13 protein-coding genes and 2 pseudogenes are annotated in these 14,110 nt (G+C 61.8%); 8 read left to right on the forward strand and 7 right to left on the reverse strand.

Annotated elements, in window-relative coordinates:
* Positions 1–17 precede the first annotated feature (17 nt).
* The 3 genes from AB4N42_RS26835 to ehuR all read right to left on the reverse strand — a co-directional run bounded on the left by AB4N42_RS26835 (position 18) and on the right by ehuR (position 3,616).
* The gene (locus AB4N42_RS26835; RefSeq protein ID WP_460115576.1) at positions 18–1,010 is read right to left on the reverse strand and encodes a cyclodeaminase; all 993 of its coding nucleotides are present in this window, start codon (positions 1,008–1,010) and stop codon (positions 18–20) included.
* Positions 1,011–1,033: 23 nt separating this feature from the next.
* Complete coding sequence (gene eutB / locus AB4N42_RS26840; protein ID WP_460115577.1) at positions 1,034–2,005, reverse strand: hydroxyectoine utilization dehydratase EutB; 972 nt, start codon at positions 2,003–2,005, stop codon at positions 1,034–1,036.
* A gap of 216 nt (positions 2,006–2,221) precedes the next feature.
* Positions 2,222–3,616 (reverse strand): MocR-like ectoine utilization transcription factor EhuR, encoded by a 1,395-nt coding sequence (ehuR, locus tag AB4N42_RS26845; RefSeq protein ID WP_460115578.1) that lies wholly within the window; start codon positions 3,614–3,616, stop codon positions 2,222–2,224.
* 290 nt (positions 3,617–3,906) lie between these two features.
* On the opposite strand from ehuR, the gene ehuB reads away from it, so the two are divergent.
* The 4 genes and pseudogenes from ehuB (at position 3,907) to ehuA (ending at position 7,021) form a co-directional block, all read left to right on the forward strand.
* Positions 3,907–4,764, forward strand: coding sequence for an ectoine/hydroxyectoine ABC transporter substrate-binding protein EhuB (gene ehuB, locus AB4N42_RS26850; protein WP_323154499.1), 858 nt, complete (start codon positions 3,907–3,909; stop codon positions 4,762–4,764).
* Between the two features lie 73 nt (positions 4,765–4,837).
* On the forward strand, positions 4,838–5,497 hold the full coding sequence (gene ehuC, locus AB4N42_RS26855; protein ID WP_030139936.1) for an ectoine/hydroxyectoine ABC transporter permease subunit EhuC: 660 nt from the start codon (positions 4,838–4,840) through the stop codon (positions 5,495–5,497).
* Positions 5,494–6,151: pseudogene (gene ehuD, locus AB4N42_RS26860) on the forward strand (ectoine/hydroxyectoine ABC transporter permease subunit EhuD). The gene ehuC and the pseudogene ehuD overlap by 4 nt, the downstream one beginning before the upstream one ends.
* Positions 6,151–7,021, forward strand: a pseudogene (gene ehuA / locus AB4N42_RS26865) (ectoine/hydroxyectoine ABC transporter ATP-binding protein EhuA). Before ehuD ends, ehuA begins: the two co-directional pseudogenes overlap by 1 nt.
* 216 nt (positions 7,022–7,237) lie before the next feature.
* On the opposite strand, the gene AB4N42_RS26870 reads toward ehuA, so the two are convergent.
* On the reverse strand, positions 7,238–7,972 hold the full coding sequence (locus AB4N42_RS26870; protein WP_018604257.1) for an OmpA family lipoprotein: 735 nt from the start codon (positions 7,970–7,972) through the stop codon (positions 7,238–7,240).
* 153 nt (positions 7,973–8,125) lie between these two features.
* Entirely contained in the window at positions 8,126–9,301 is a 1,176-nt protein-coding gene (locus AB4N42_RS26875; RefSeq protein ID WP_334596859.1) for an aspartate aminotransferase family protein, read from the reverse strand.
* A 98-nt stretch (positions 9,302–9,399) separates the two neighbouring features.
* Here AB4N42_RS26875 and AB4N42_RS26880 point away from each other — a divergent pair, with 98 nt between their 5' ends.
* The 4 genes from AB4N42_RS26880 to AB4N42_RS26895 all read left to right on the forward strand — a co-directional run bounded on the left by AB4N42_RS26880 (position 9,400) and on the right by AB4N42_RS26895 (position 13,130).
* Complete coding sequence (locus tag AB4N42_RS26880) at positions 9,400–10,302, forward strand: LysR family transcriptional regulator (RefSeq protein WP_030139932.1); 903 nt, start codon at positions 9,400–9,402, stop codon at positions 10,300–10,302.
* Between the two features lie 168 nt (positions 10,303–10,470).
* Positions 10,471–11,484, forward strand: a complete 1,014-nt coding sequence (locus tag AB4N42_RS26885; RefSeq protein WP_030139931.1) for a sensor domain-containing diguanylate cyclase — start codon at positions 10,471–10,473, stop codon at positions 11,482–11,484.
* Positions 11,485–11,560: 76 nt separating this feature from the next.
* Positions 11,561–12,304: a DUF72 domain-containing protein gene (locus AB4N42_RS26890; protein WP_431146143.1), complete on the forward strand. Its 744-nt coding sequence runs from the start codon at positions 11,561–11,563 to the stop codon at positions 12,302–12,304.
* Between the two features lie 121 nt (positions 12,305–12,425).
* Complete coding sequence (locus tag AB4N42_RS26895) at positions 12,426–13,130, forward strand: hypothetical protein (protein ID WP_030139929.1); 705 nt, start codon at positions 12,426–12,428, stop codon at positions 13,128–13,130.
* A 193-nt stretch (positions 13,131–13,323) separates the two neighbouring features.
* Here AB4N42_RS26895 and AB4N42_RS26900 read toward each other — a convergent pair whose 3' ends face one another.
* Both AB4N42_RS26900 and AB4N42_RS26905 read right to left on the reverse strand, forming a co-directional pair.
* Positions 13,324–13,638, reverse strand: a complete 315-nt coding sequence (locus tag AB4N42_RS26900; protein ID WP_030139928.1) for a helix-turn-helix domain-containing protein — start codon at positions 13,636–13,638, stop codon at positions 13,324–13,326.
* The gene (locus tag AB4N42_RS26905; protein WP_198796624.1) at positions 13,635–13,979 is read right to left on the reverse strand and encodes a toxin; all 345 of its coding nucleotides are present in this window, start codon (positions 13,977–13,979) and stop codon (positions 13,635–13,637) included. Before AB4N42_RS26905 ends, AB4N42_RS26900 begins: the two co-directional genes overlap by 4 nt.
* Positions 13,980–14,110: the final 131 nt, after the last annotated feature.

Here is a 14,110-nt window from a genome sequence, read left to right on the forward strand (position 1 = left end):
GACTCGTGAAAAAAGATCTAGCGTCCGAACGCAAAACCCTTCCCTGCCGCCCGCGCCCGCTCGAAAGCGAGATTGGCGATAGCGGTGTCCTGGGCGCCGGTGCCGGTGAGGTCGCACAGCGTCACTTGCGCCGCATCGGAACGCCCGATTCGCTGCCCCGCCAACACCCGCCCCAGCTCCAACAATGCGAGGTCATCGCGAACGGTGCCGGCCACCAGGGCGTGGTGCAGTTCACCGAGCACGCGGGTCTGGCTCAAGCGGTCGGCGACATAGCAGTCGACCGCCGCCAAGGCTTGCGGGGAAATTTCGTTCTTGTGCTCCGCGTCCGATCCCATCGCCGTGATGTGTAGGCCCGGATGTAAATGGCGAGCTTCGATCAACGGCTCACGACTCGGGGTGCAAGTGATGGCGATGTCCACGCCTTCCATGGCGTCATCGATGGAGGCGCACGGCGTAACGGCAATCCCGCTGTCGCGAGCGAGTTCGGCACTGAACGCCCGGGCCTTTTGCGCATCCCGCGCCCAGACCCGCACCTCGTCGATCGGTCGCACCAGCCGCAGCGCCTGGAGCTGCAATGCCGCCTGTTCGCCGGCACCGATCAGCGCCACGCTGCGGCTGTCCTCACGGGACAGGCAACGCGCCGCCATCGCCCCGGCCGCGGCGGTGCGCACGGCGGTGAGGTAACCGTTGTCCAGCAACAGCGCCTCCAGCAAACCGGTGCGTGCCGAGAGCAGCATCATCATGCCGTTCAGGCTGGGCAGGCCAAGCTTGGGGTTGTCGAAAAAACCCGGGCTGACCTTGATGGCGAAGTGTTCCAGGCCCGGCAGGTAAGCGGTCTTTACGTCCACTTCGCCGTTGTGCTCGGGAATGTCCAATCGCAGGATCGGCGGCATCGCCACGGCGGCGGTGGCCAGCAGCACGAACGCCTGCTCGACGGCGTCGATGCTCGCCAGGTCGAGGGCCACGCAACTGCGCAGGTCGGCTTCGCTCAATAGGGTGACTTCACTCATGACAGGCTCCGTCCAACGGGTTATCAGGCGTTGGCGCCAGCGATCACGCGGGCATGGTGTTCGGTGTCGACGTTGCGGCCGCTGACCACCACCACGATGGGGCCACGCGGTTCGACCAGGCCGTCGAGCAGCGCCGCGATGCCGACCACGGCGGCGCCTTCGAGCACCAGGCGTTCGTGGTGATAGGCATGGCGCAGGCCGTTAGCGATGGAGGCCTCCGAAAGCAGGTGCAGGTCATCGATCAACTGTCGGGTCATGGCGAAGGTGAAGCGATTGTCCAGGCCGATGCCGCCCCCGAGGGAGTCGGCCAGCGTCGGCAGTTCTTCGACGTCGACGGGTTGTCCGGCGGCGAGGCTGGCGTGCATCGCCGCGCCTCGGGCCATGCTGATGCCGTGGACCTGAATCGCTGGATTGGCGCTTTTCAGGGCCAGGGCAACCCCGGCGAACAGGCCGCCACCGGACAACGGCACCAGCACCTGGGCCACGTCCGGTTGTTGTTCAAGGATCTCCAGGCCGAGGGTGCCTTGTCCGGCGATGATTGCCGGATGATCGAACGGCAGCAGGAAAGTCGCGCCCTGCTCGCTCGCGATACGTTCGGCTTCGCGCTGGGCATCGTCCTGGGATTGGCCGACGATGCACACCTCGGCGCCCAAATCGCGAATCGCCTGCACCTTGTTGGCCGGCACCAGGTTCGACAGGCAGACCATCGCCCGGACGCCCTGCTGCGAGGCGGCATAAGCGAGCGCCCGGCCATGGTTGCCGGTCGAAGCCGTGACGACGCCTCGGGCTTTCTGTTCGGCGCTGAGCTGTGCCACCGCATTGCTCGCACCGCGCAGCTTGAAGCTGCCGGTGATTTGCAGGGCTTCCAGCTTGAGGTACACCGGCACCCCCATCCGTCGCGACAGGCTGGGGGAATGCTCCATGGGCGTGCGCCTGACCTGCGACTCGATGCGCTGGCGAGCGAGGAAAATGTCCTGAAGCTGCAACCCTGTCATGACCGCGTCCCGAGCAGATGTGTTGGGCGCAGTCTAAGAGGGCTGGATTGTGGTGATGAATGTACTAGGGCAATTTAGTGATGAAGTTCCAAAGTCACCACAAATCCCTTGTGGGAGCGAGCTTGCTCGCGATGGGGCCCTCACATTCAACATCTTTGCCGACTGCTACACCGCTATCGCGAGCAAGCTCGCTCCCACAGGGAATGGTGTGGTGCATCAGAAATCATGAATCTGCGGGTACTGGTTGAAGATCTGCCGCATGCCGATCAGTGCATGGCGCATTTCTTCATCGCTGCATTCGGCACCGACGCAGACCCGCACCGCGCGGGGCCTTGGCGTGCCGCGTACGGTGAACGGATCGGGGGATGTAACGGCAATGTGCTTGTGGCGCAACGCCCGCACCAGGCTGTCGACTTCCCAGTGTGGCGGGATGCCGATCCATGCATTCAAGGCATGAGGATGCTGGGCCAATACGTGTTCGCCCATGTACTCGGTGACCATCGCCTGGCGCCCGGCCAACAAGCGCCTTTGTAGGTGCAGCAACGACTCGGCGCGGCCGTCGCGAATCCAGCGGGCGGCGATTTCCGAGACCATCGGCGTGGCCATCCAGCTGTTCACCCGCAGGATGCTCTCGGTGCGCAACGCCAGGCGCCTGGGCACCACCAGATAACCAATCCGCAACCCGGTGAGCACCGACTTGGTCATGCTCGTGCAATAGAACGACAGCTCCGGCAGGTAATGGCTGATGGGCGGCGCTCGGCGCTCGTCCAGCAGCGGACCGTACACATCGTCTTCGATGATGTGCACGCCAAAGCGTCGGGCGATCTCGGCGATTTCCCGGCGACGGGTGTCGGGCATCAGGCTGGTGGTGGGGTTGTTCAGGTTCGGCGTGCACACCAGCGCGGTGATGCGCTCGTTGCTGCACATGTCTTCGAAATGCTCGGGGTCGATGCCATGGCGGTCAGTGTCCAGGCCCTTGAGGGTAAAGCCCAGCACTTGGGAATTGCCGATCACGCCGTGGTCGGTCAGCCCTTCGCAGAGCACCACATCGTCGGGACCGGCGAGGGAGGCCAGAGCGAGGAAGATGCCATGGGCGGCGCCATTGGTTATCAGTACATCGTTGCGATCGACTTTCAGCCCCTGTCGGCCGATCCATTGCGCCGCCGCTTCGCGATGGGATTCAAATCCGGCTATCGGACGAAACGCATGGATCCACGGCTGATCCTCTTCGGTACTCAGCTCGGCACAGGTGTCGCGCCAGCACTGGTCGTGCTCGCGGGTATGCAGGATGCGCGTGATGGAAAAATCCACCAGCGCCCGCTCGGGGCTGTCGAGGATATAGGTGGCGACCCGATCACTCATGCGCCGCGAGACGAAACTGCCGCGCCCGACTTCGCAGCGGACCAGCCCTTGGCGCTCCAACTCCTTGTAGGCATTGGTGACGGTCTGCACGCTGATGCCCATCGCGTCGGCCACCTGCCGTTGCGGCGGCAGGCGCTGGTCATTGGCCAGGGTTCCCTGTTCGATGTCGTCGGCGATGGCCTGCACCAGGATCTTGTATTTGGATTCACCGCTGCGGGCGAGGTCCAGGGCTGACTTCCACTTATCCATAACGGCTGCAACCGGCGTGAGAACGGGTGCGCACAGCATTGCGCGGCCATCGCGGCAATGCAATTGTCCTAGTGCAATACAATCCGCGCCGGGGCTTTTGTATGCTCGGTCCAAGGTCGTTATCCAGGCGGGTGCATTGTCCCGACAAAAAGCCGGACCGACCTGTACCGGCGCCATTCCCAATCTCAGGCCATGCCCGGATCCGCCGTTGTACGTTTTGCTCTTGTCACACTGCCTCCTAACACAGAACCGTCCGCTGACGGATCCACAAGAAACAGGAGATTTTATCGATGAGCAATTTTCTTCCCCGCACTTGCACACCTTTGCGCCGGCTCTTGTTGACCTGTGCCGTGCTTGGCCTGGCCAGCAGCGTCGAGGCGGCGACCCTGGATACCGTCAAGAGCAACAGCAGCATCCGCATCGGCTACGCCAACGAAACCCCGTTTGCCTTCACCGAAACCGACGGCACCGTCACCGGTGAATCGCCGGAGATCGCCAAGATCATCTTCGCCAAGATGGGCATCAAGCAGGTTAATGGCGTGCTCACCGAGTGGGGCTCGCTGATTCCTGGCCTGCGCGCCGGTCGCTTCGACGTGATCGCCGCCGGCATGTACATCACCCCGGCACGCTGCAAGCAAGTGTTGTTCACCGATCCGCAATACCAATTGCCCGACGCCTTGCTGGTAGCTAAGGGCAATCCGAAAAAACTCCACAGCTATGAAGACATTGCCAAGCAACCGGACGTGAAGCTGGCGATCATGGCCGGCACGGTGAACCTGGCCTATGCCCGCGATTCCGGAGTAAAGGATGAACAGATCCTGCAGGTCCCCGACACCACCGCGCAATTGCAAGCCGTGCGCGCCGGTCGCGCCGACGCCGCCGTCGGCACGCAACTGACCATGAAGGGCCTGGCCGCCAAGGGCGGTGACAAGGTCGAGGCGATGACCGAATTCAAGGACGACCCGTCCCACATCGGCTACGGTGCGCTGGCCTTCCGCCCCGAGGACAAGGACCTGCGCGACGCGGTCAACGCCGAGCTGAAAAAGTGGCTGGGGTCGGAAGAACACCTCAAGGCCGTCGCGCCGTTCGGTTTCGACAAATCCAACGTCACCAGCAAGACCGCGGCCGAGCTCTGCGCTCAGCCCTGACGGCATGCCGAAACGGGCATGACGCACAGCGCGTAATGCCTGTTCCCCGCTTCATCGGACATCGGGTTGAACCATGGGCGAATTACTTCCGTTATTGATTCAAGGGGCCTGGGTCACGCTGCAAGTGACCTTCTTCGGCTCGCTGCTGGCGATTGTCGCGGCGGTACTTGCAGCCCTCGGGCGGCTGTCGCCGTGGCGCGCATTGCGCTGGTTTTCCATCACCTACATCGAAGTGTTCCGAGGCACGTCGCTGCTCGTGCAGTTGTTCTGGCTGTTCTTCGTGCTGCCGCTGCCGCCCTTCAACGTCGAACTGAGCCCTTACGCCGTGGCGATCGTCGGCCTAGGCCTGCACATCGGCGCGTATGGGGCCGAAGTGATGCGCGGCGCCATCAGCTCGGTCGCCAAGGGCCAATACGAAGCCTGCACGGCGCTGAACTTCAGTGCCTTCACACGCTTCAAGCGAATCATCCTGCCCCAGGCGTTGTTGGCGGCGATTCCGCCGGGCACCAATCTGCTTATCGAGCTGCTGAAGAACACCTCGTTGGTCTCGCTGATCACCTTGTCGGACCTGAGCTTCCGGGCGCGCCAGTTGGATCAGGCGACATTCCAGACCCTGGAAATCTTCAGCCTGGCGCTGGTGATGTATTTCATCCTCGCCCAGGCCATCAACTTCGGCATGCGCAACATCGAGCGGCGACTGAGCCGGGGCCGGATGCGCGGAGGTCTGTCATGACATTGTTCGACTGGTCCTACGCCGCGCAAATCCTTCCGGACCTGCTGCGCGCGTCCCTCAACACCGTGGGCATCACGTTGATCGGCTTCCTGATCGCGATCGTGCTGGGGCTGTTCCTGGCGATTGGCCGGCGCAGCCTGCAGGTTCTGGCTGTCGTGGCCGGCCACGGCGGTGATCGAGTTCATCCGCAGCACGCCGTTGTTGATCCAGGTGTATTTTCTCTACTACGTGCTGCCCAATTACGGCCTGAGCCTGACAGCCATGCAAGTCGGCATCCTCGGCATCGGCCTGCATTACGCCTGCTATATCGCCGAGGTCTATCGCAGTGGTCTCGACGCGGTGCCACGGGCGCAGTGGGAAGCGGTGACGGCGTTGAACATCGCGCCGTACGACGCCTACCGCAACATCATCCTGCCCCAGGCGCTGCGCCCCATCGTGCCGCCGCTGGGCAATTACCTGGTGGCGATGCTCAAGGACACGCCGGTGCTGTCGGCCATTACGGTGGTGGAAATCATGCAACAGGCCAAGAACATCGGCTCCGAAAATTTCCGCTACCTGGAACCGATCACCATGGTCGGCCTGTTCTTCCTCGCCCTGAGCCTCGCCCTGGCCTACCTGGTACGGCGCCTTGAAACGCGCATGGAGCTACGCTAATGACTTTACCCCTGTCCACGCCCACCGATTTGTCCCGGCGCAGCACGCTGGCATCGCAGCAGGAGGCCCCGGCCATGCAGATTCCGACACCGTCCCGGCCGATTGTGAGTTTCCAGGACGTGACCAAAAGCTATGGCAGCTTCACCGTGCTGGATCACTTGAACCTGGATGTCGCGCCCGGTGAAAAGGTCGCGATCATCGGCCCCAGCGGTTCGGGCAAGTCCACGCTGCTGCGGGTGCTGATGACCCTTGAAGGCATCGACCAGGGCCAGATCCGCGTCGAGGACGATTCCCTGACCCACATGCCCAACCGCAACGGCGTGCTGGTGCCGGCCAACGACCGACACATCCGCCGGGTGCGCGGCAAGATCGGCATGGTATTCCAGAGTTTCAACCTGTTCCCCCACATGAGCGCGCTGCAAAACGTCATCGAGGCGCCGGTACAAGTACTGGGCATGAACCCGAAGGAAGCCCGCGAGCGCGCCGCCGACCTGCTGGAGCTGGTGGGCCTGGGCAACAAGCTCGATCATTACCCGTCGCAGTTGTCCGGCGGCCAGCAACAGCGGGTGGCGATTGCCCGGGCGCTGGCGATGCGGCCGAAAGTGATGCTGTTTGACGAAGTGACGTCGGCGCTGGATCCGGAGCTGTGCGGCGAGGTCTTGAACGTGATCCGCAAGCTGGGCGCCGAACACAACCTGACGATGCTGATGGTGACCCACCAGATGGGGTTTGCGCGGGAGTTCGCTGATCGGGTGTGTTTTTTCTACAAGGGCCAGATTCATGAACAAGGCACGCTAGGCGCAAATCTTCGAGAACCCGCAGCAGGAGCGTACGTGTGCGTTCTTGAGTGCGGTGAAAGAGGCTAACTAAACCTACCCGCTAGAGTGAACACTGTTGTGGCGAGGGGATTTATCCCCGCTGGGCTGCACAGCAGCCCCTAATCAAGCAACTCGGAGTGTCAGGCTGATGGAGCTGACTGTTTTGGGCCTGCTTCGCAGTCCAGCGGGGATAAATCCCCTCGCCACAGAGCCGCAAAAAAAGGGGGACCCCATTTCCGGGGTCCCCCTTTCGTTCACCGCCCAGCGATCAAGGATACTGCTGGTAGGTCTGCCCCTGCTGCTGCGGCGCCTGGTACTGCTGCCCCGGAATCGCCTTGAGGTTGACCTCGACCCGACGGTTCTGCGCGCGGCCATTGACGTCGGCGTTGCTAGCCACCGGGTTGTCCGGGCCTGCGCCACGGGCCGAGAGGTTGGCACCGCTTACGCCTTGGGACGTCAGGTAGGTCGCCACGCTCTGGGCGCGGCGCTGGGACAGGTCCATGTTGTGCTGGCGGCTGCCGGTGCTGTCGGTGTAGCCGACGATTTCGATCTGGTTCTGGTTGAACTCCTTGAGGGAGTTGGCCAGGTTGTTCAGCGGTTGGTAGAAGCTGGACGCGATGTTCGCCGAGTCGGTGGCGAAGGTGATGTTGCCCGGCATGATCAGCTTGATCTGGTCGCCCTGGCGCTGCACTTCAACGCCAGTGTTGGCCATGCTCGCGCGCAGTTTCTTTTCCTGCTGGTCGGCGTAGTAGCCATAGCCTGCCGCCGAGGCGCCGACCACAGCGGCGCCGATCAACGCGCCCTTGCCGCGGTTATCGTGACCGATGGCCGCACCGGCCAACGCCCCCGCCAGCGCACCGAGGCCGCCGTACTTGGCGGTTTTGCTCATGCCCGAAGATTCGGTAGAGGCCTGGCCCTGGTTGTCATAGGGGTTGGGCGACGCACAGCCGGACAACAGGGCCACGGCGGTAGCGACAACGATCAAGCGACGCGAGGTGAACATGGAGGTGCTCCTGGGATTTTCAGTCTGGTTGCCAAAGTGTAGGCAATCGACTCTGGCTGGCGTTGGAACGCGACAATCGTTAAAAATTCCGTCCCGCTGCGCTGCGCTTCGCCCTGACTGGAAAACACCGCTCTTCGCCCGATCGAAGACGTTTCACGCCTGCGCCAAACTGCGGCTCACGCCCCTGGCGATCATCTCCACTTCCCGCCCGTCAATCGTCAGCGGCGGCAACAGCCGGATGGTCTTGCCCCGGGTCACGTTGATCAACAAGCCATGGTCCCGGGCAGCGCAAAGGGCCAGGTCGCGCACCGGTTGCTTGAGCTCGATGCCGATCATCAACCCTTGGCCGCGAATCTCCAGCACGTTCGGGTTATCCGCCAACTCAGCCCGCAACCGACGGAGCAATTGCTCGCCTTGGCGCCTGGCGTTTTCCACCAGGCCTTGCTCCTCGATGATGTCCAGCACCGTGCAGCCGACGCGACAGGCCAGCGGATTGCCGCCAAACGTACTGCCATGGCTGCCGGGGGTGAACAGCTCGGCGGCCTTGCCCCGGGCCAGGCAGGCACCGATGGGCACACCATTGCCCAAGCCTTTGGCGAGGGTCATGACGTCCGGCACGATGCCCTCGTGCTGGAACGCGAACCACTGGCCGGTGCGGCCGATACCGGTCTGGATCTCGTCCAGCATCAACAACCAGGCACGCCGGCTGCACAGGTCCCGCAGCGCCCGCAGGTAACCCGGCGGCGCGACTTGCACGCCACTTTCCCCTTGGATCGGCTCCACCAGAATCGCGACGATACGCTCGCCATGGGCCTGCTGGATTTTTTCCAGCGCGGCGAGATCGCCAAATGGCACTTTGATGAAATCCCCGGGGAGCCGATTGAACCCCAGCCGTACCGATGGGCCGTCGCTGGCAGACATCGTGCCCAGGGTGCGCCCATGGAAGGCGTTGTCCATGACCACGACCAGCGGCTGCTCGACGCCTTTGTGCCAGCCATGCAGACGCGCCAGTTTCAGCGCGGTTTCGTTGGCCTCGGCTCCGGAGTTGTTGAAAAACGCCCGGTCCATTCCCGAAAGCTGCGTGAGCTTGCCGGCCAACCGTTGTTGCCAATCGATGCTGTACAGGTTGGAGGTGTGCAGCAACAGGCCGGCCTGTTCACTGATGGCGGCCACCAGCCGGGGATGAGAATGCCCGACGTTGGTTACCGCCACGCCTGCCACCGCGTCGAGGTACTCGCGACCGTCTTGGTCCCAAAGGCGCGTACCCAACCCGTGGGTGAAATTCAGCGGCAGGGGTTGGTAGGTGGTCATCAGGCAGGCGGCGGTCATGACATCGAGCTCCATTGGATGGTTTTTTCCAGTATGGTTAGCCACCCTCAATGGATAAACATCGCTTTACTTCAATCATTTAAAAGCCGAGCTTGATAATGGACCTGTTCCAGGCAATGACCGTTTACGTGAAAGTCGTGGAAGCCGGCAGCCTGACGGCGGCGGCCCAGGCCTGCGAGATGTCCACCACCATGGTGGGCAATCACCTTCGCGCGTTGGAGCAACGCCTCGGCGTGCGCCTGATCAACCGGACGACGCGGCGCCAGCGCCTGACCGAGTTCGGCGCGACCTACTATCAACGCTGCCTGGAAGTCATCGGGCTGGTCGCCGACTCCGAGCGCCTGGCGGAGCAGACCCAGGGCGACCCCACCGGCACCTTGCGCATCACCGCGCCGCTGACCTTCGGCACGGAGCTCCTGGCGCCAGCCCTGGCCGAATTCAGCCAGCGCTACCCACAGGTCAAGCTCGACGTGGTCTTGACCAACCAGCGACTCGACCTGCTCGACCACGGTTTCGACGTCGCCGTCCGCCTGGGTCCTGTCGATCCCAAGCTGATCGCCCGCTCCCTGGTGGACTACACCTTGACCATCTGCGCGTCCCCGGCTTATCTGGCACGGCGAGGCACGCCACGACAACCCGATGACCTGCAACAGCACGACTGCCTGTCGTTTGCCTATTCTGCCGCTGACGAATGGCGCTTCGCCCAGGACCTCTGGCCTATCAACGGGCCAGAAGGCGAAATCAAGGTGCCGGTGACCGGGCCGATGCTGATCAACAGCTCCTCGGGCCTGCATCGCGCCGCCCTGGCCGGCATGGGTGTGGTGATGCTGCCGGACGCGCTGGTGGCGCAGGACCTGAGGGACGGGCACTTGGTGGCGCTGCTGCAGGATTATCAGCTGCCCCATCGGCCAATGAGCCTGGCGTACGCCCAGGATCGCTACCGTTTGCCGAAGCTGCGCAGTTTTGTCGAGTTTGCGCAGGAGAAGTGGGGCAAACCCTGATGGCCGCGCTCGATAAGTGTTGGATAAACCCCGTGGCGAGGGAGCTTGCTCCCTCGCCACAGTTCAGGCGTTCACCCGAAGCGCTACCCCGCTAGTGCCCCTCCGTCCCATCGGCTACTCTTCACCCTCGGAGAGCATTTTGATATCAGGGCTGATAGGGGAACAACGATGGACGACGCCTCGAAGATCGATTTGCTGCGGTTCGATTTGTCCGATCTGGACGAAAGCGTGCTCCACACCATCATGGAACTGGTGAGCGACGGCATCTGGGACTGGAACGCCAATACCGGGTTCGTTTATCGCAACCCCGGCTGGTACACCATGCTCGGCTACACGCCCCATTCACTGAGCAACACCGTGTTGACCTGGGAGAGCGTAATCCATCCGGACGATTATCCTCAGGTGATGGCGCTGTTCGATGACTACCTGGAACAACGGTCGCCAAAATACCAGGCCGAATACCGCTGTCGCACACATGACGGTTCCTATATCTGGATCGAAGACCGCGGCTACGTCATCGCCCGCAACCCCGACGGCAGCGTGGCCCGCATGATCGGCGCCCATCGCAGCATCGACGACAAGAAGCGTCTGTTCGAGCAACTGGAACAGCGCAACAAATCCCTCGAGGCAGTCATCGAAGAACGCACCCGCGAACTGTCGCGGGTCAACCATCAATTGCAAATCCAGCTCGACGAAAACCGCCGACTCGCCGAAACCGACGCCTTGACCCTGGTCGCCAACCGCTATCGCCTGGAGCAAGCCCTGCCATTGGCCTGCGAACGCGCCCAGCGCTTTCGCGAACCGTTGTCCCTGATCGCCATGGATGTCGATGATTTCAAGGACATCAATGATCGCTACGGCCATGCGTTCGGTGATGCGGCGCTGGTGCAGGTGGTGCAGGCGGTCAAACGCTGCGAACGCGACGGCGACCTGCTGGTGCGCTGGGGCGGCGATGAATTCATCATGATCTTGCCAAACACATCCTTGGCCGATGCGGTCCTGATGGCTGAAACCATTCGCCGAGGCCTGTCCGACCTGCTGCCGGTGGGCGACTTCCAGATCACCATGAGCTTTGGCGTGGTGCAGCGCCTCGAAGAAGAAACGCAGGAGTTGCTGATGGATCGGGCAGACCAGGCGCTGTATCGCTCCAAGATGGCCGGCAAGAACGTTATCTGCGACTGACTTGGGTTTGCAAAAAAGGAACCCTTGAGGCGTTTGTTGCGGTCATAACATTGTCCCCGCAATCAGGTCTCTCACGTTGGCGACTCGACTCCCCCACGCTTCGAACCTTTTCCTGGGCTGCGCCGGCTGGTCGCTGCCCAGGGCGCAATGGCCATCCTTTCCCGATGAAGGCACCCATCTGCAGCGCTACAGCGCACGCTTCACAGCGGTGGAGATCAACAGCTCGTTCTATCGCCCGCACCGCCCCGCCACCTACGCAAAATGGGCAGACAGCGTGGCACCAGAATTCCGCTTCTCGGTGAAGGTCCCCAAGCAGATTACCCACGAACGACGCCTGCTCGATTGCGAGGGGCTTGTGGATGAATTCCTCGGGCAGTGCTCACAATTGGGGGAGAAACTCGGCTGCCTGTTGATTCAATTGCCGCCGTCGCTAGCCTTTGACAACGCGCAGGCCGAGGCTTTTTTCAGAGCATTGCGTGATCGTTACCCTGGCGATGCGGTGCTCGAACCTCGACACCCGAGCTGGCTCGCACCACACGCCATGGCGATGTTGCAGGCCGAGCGCATCGGCCGGGTTGCCGCCGATCCGTCGCCGCTGCCAGGCGGCGATCAACCGGCGGCTTGGCCCGGCATTCGTTATTACCGCCTGCACGGCTCGCCGAAAATCTATTACACGCCTTACGACGACGTCCGGCTCAAGCAAATCGCCCAAGCCTTGCAAGCCGCCCCGGACACACCGACCTGGTGCATCTTCGACAACACGGCCAGCGGCGCCGCGACGCCGGACGCGTTGCGGTTGATGGAGCTGTTGCGCGACTGAAATGCGTACCGGCGACCGGTCCGACCGTGACAACACCGCCCGCGTCCAATAGATTAGGCGACCGGAAAAAAGCTCAATGCCTTTCTCGCCTTATCCCGCTAACAGAAGTAGTGAAATTTCAATGTCCGATTCCAATACCGCTGAATCCGTAGTCACCCTGTCGTCCAAAGCGGAATACGAAAACTCCATCAATCTTTCACAGCATCTGCCCCAGGCCAAAACCATCAGCGAGATGGTCCTCGATGCGTTCCAGTCGAACCGCGAAAGCGACCAGATCCGCGAACTGCGTACCGCCATTCGCCAGGCCCACGATGCGTTCGATGATGACAAGGCCTACGAATTGATGGGCCAGCTCAAGCAGCTCAAGGATGCCGAAGCCGCGGACTTTGCCGCCCTGGAAGACCTGAGCAGCCGCTTCCCCATCAGCCGCATACTTTCCAGCTACAAGGATGATGCAGACTTCCAGGAGCTGGTCTATGGCCTGGCCCTGAAAGTGCTGAACCAGACCCACCAGGCCATCAGCAACCCGAGCGGCAGCAAGGGCAAGGCCTCGCGGCCCAAGAAGGAAGCCGAGGTGTTCATCATCAGCAAGGACGGCATCAGCGTCACCCTGCCCCTGCGCACGCCACGTTCCAAGCCAAACGTCGACCGCGAGGCCTTCGAGTTCCTGGGCTTCAACTTCATTGGCGAAGGCGACGACGCCGAACTGGAAAGCGAAACCTTCCTGGACAACGACGGCACCGAACAACCGGTCACTCGCAAAAGCATCGTCACCGCGCTGCAACAGCAGAAAGCGTTCGACGGCTACAGCATCGCCCAGCAATAAAGCCCGGGGTGAGCCTTCCTTTGTGGGAGCGGGCTTGCTCGCGAATGCGCGCGGTCAGTCAACTTCAACTTAACTGACCCACCGCTTTCGCGAGCAAGCCCGCTCCCACAGGAACATCGCCAGCCGAAATAACGCCCAAGAAAAAGCCCCGCACTTCTCTCGAAGGCGGGGCTTTTTCATGGCTTTCGGCGGTTCAAACAGCACCAAGCCGTTCGACCATATCCGGAAACTTCTCGACCAATTTGATCAACAAAGCCGCCTGGGCGTTAGGCTTGGACTTTTCCTGCTCCCAGTTCCTTAGGGTGCCCGGACTGGTCCTGATGCTCTTGGCGAAAACAGCTTGGGACATATGGAGCCTGTCGCGCAGGGCCACGATTTCCTGGGCCGACACCTCGGGAACCGGCTTGTCTTCAATCGAAATCTGGCGAAGGGTAATCTTGCCCTCGCGGTGAGCGGCCATCTCCTCGACGCCTTGCATCATCTCGGCAAACAGATCACGCTTTTTCATAAGGTACCTCGTACTTTCAACTCAGCTTCTATGGCGCGCTTGAGCGTCTTCTCTTGCTCGGAGGTCAGGTTTTCCAGTTCGTCCTTGTCATAAATCGCAAACATCCAGAACTGACGATCATGCCTCAACCAATAATAAATGACCCGCAGTCCACCTCGTTTCCCTTTGCCGCGACGGTCATCGAACCAACGCAGCTTACGGAAGCCACCGGTACGTGGCATGACGTCACCGGCCTCTGGATGCTGCTGCATATAGAACTGAAGCAGGCGATATTCATCATCGGTCAGGTAATGGCCAACCGTGGCAGTGAACGTAGTCGTTTCAAAAAATAAGGTTCGCATGGCAGAAACTATAGGCAAATCGCGTATAGATCAACAAGCAACAATCTATTGCGACGAATGACAGCGGCTAGCCATGGCCTATCAAAAAAAGCCCCGCGCTTCTCTCGAAGGCGGGGCTTTTTTTGCAGCTC

It is taken from the genome of Pseudomonas sp. H2_D02, from assembly GCF_054677635.1.

Coding starts and splice junctions, on each gene's coding strand:
- AB4N42_RS26885 (WP_030139931.1), top strand. CDS start 10,471: ATGGACGACGCCTCGAAGATCGATTTGCTGCGGTTCGATTTGTCCGAT.
- AB4N42_RS26905 (WP_198796624.1), bottom strand. CDS start 13,979: ATGCGAACCTTATTTTTTGAAACGACTACGTTCACTGCCACGGTTGGC.
- eutB (WP_460115577.1), bottom strand. CDS start 2,005: ATGACAGGGTTGCAGCTTCAGGACATTTTCCTCGCTCGCCAGCGCATC.
- AB4N42_RS26870 (WP_018604257.1), bottom strand. CDS start 7,972: ATGTTCACCTCGCGTCGCTTGATCGTTGTCGCTACCGCCGTGGCCCTG.
- AB4N42_RS26895 (WP_030139929.1), top strand. CDS start 12,426: ATGTCCGATTCCAATACCGCTGAATCCGTAGTCACCCTGTCGTCCAAA.
- ehuC (WP_030139936.1), top strand. CDS start 4,838: ATGGGCGAATTACTTCCGTTATTGATTCAAGGGGCCTGGGTCACGCTG.
- ehuB (WP_323154499.1), top strand. CDS start 3,907: ATGAGCAATTTTCTTCCCCGCACTTGCACACCTTTGCGCCGGCTCTTG.
- ehuR (WP_460115578.1), bottom strand. CDS start 3,616: ATGGATAAGTGGAAGTCAGCCCTGGACCTCGCCCGCAGCGGTGAATCC.
- AB4N42_RS26880 (WP_030139932.1), top strand. CDS start 9,400: ATGGACCTGTTCCAGGCAATGACCGTTTACGTGAAAGTCGTGGAAGCC.
- AB4N42_RS26835 (WP_460115576.1), bottom strand. CDS start 1,010: ATGAGTGAAGTCACCCTATTGAGCGAAGCCGACCTGCGCAGTTGCGTG.
- AB4N42_RS26900 (WP_030139928.1), bottom strand. CDS start 13,638: ATGAAAAAGCGTGATCTGTTTGCCGAGATGATGCAAGGCGTCGAGGAG.
- AB4N42_RS26875 (WP_334596859.1), bottom strand. CDS start 9,301: ATGACCGCCGCCTGCCTGATGACCACCTACCAACCCCTGCCGCTGAAT.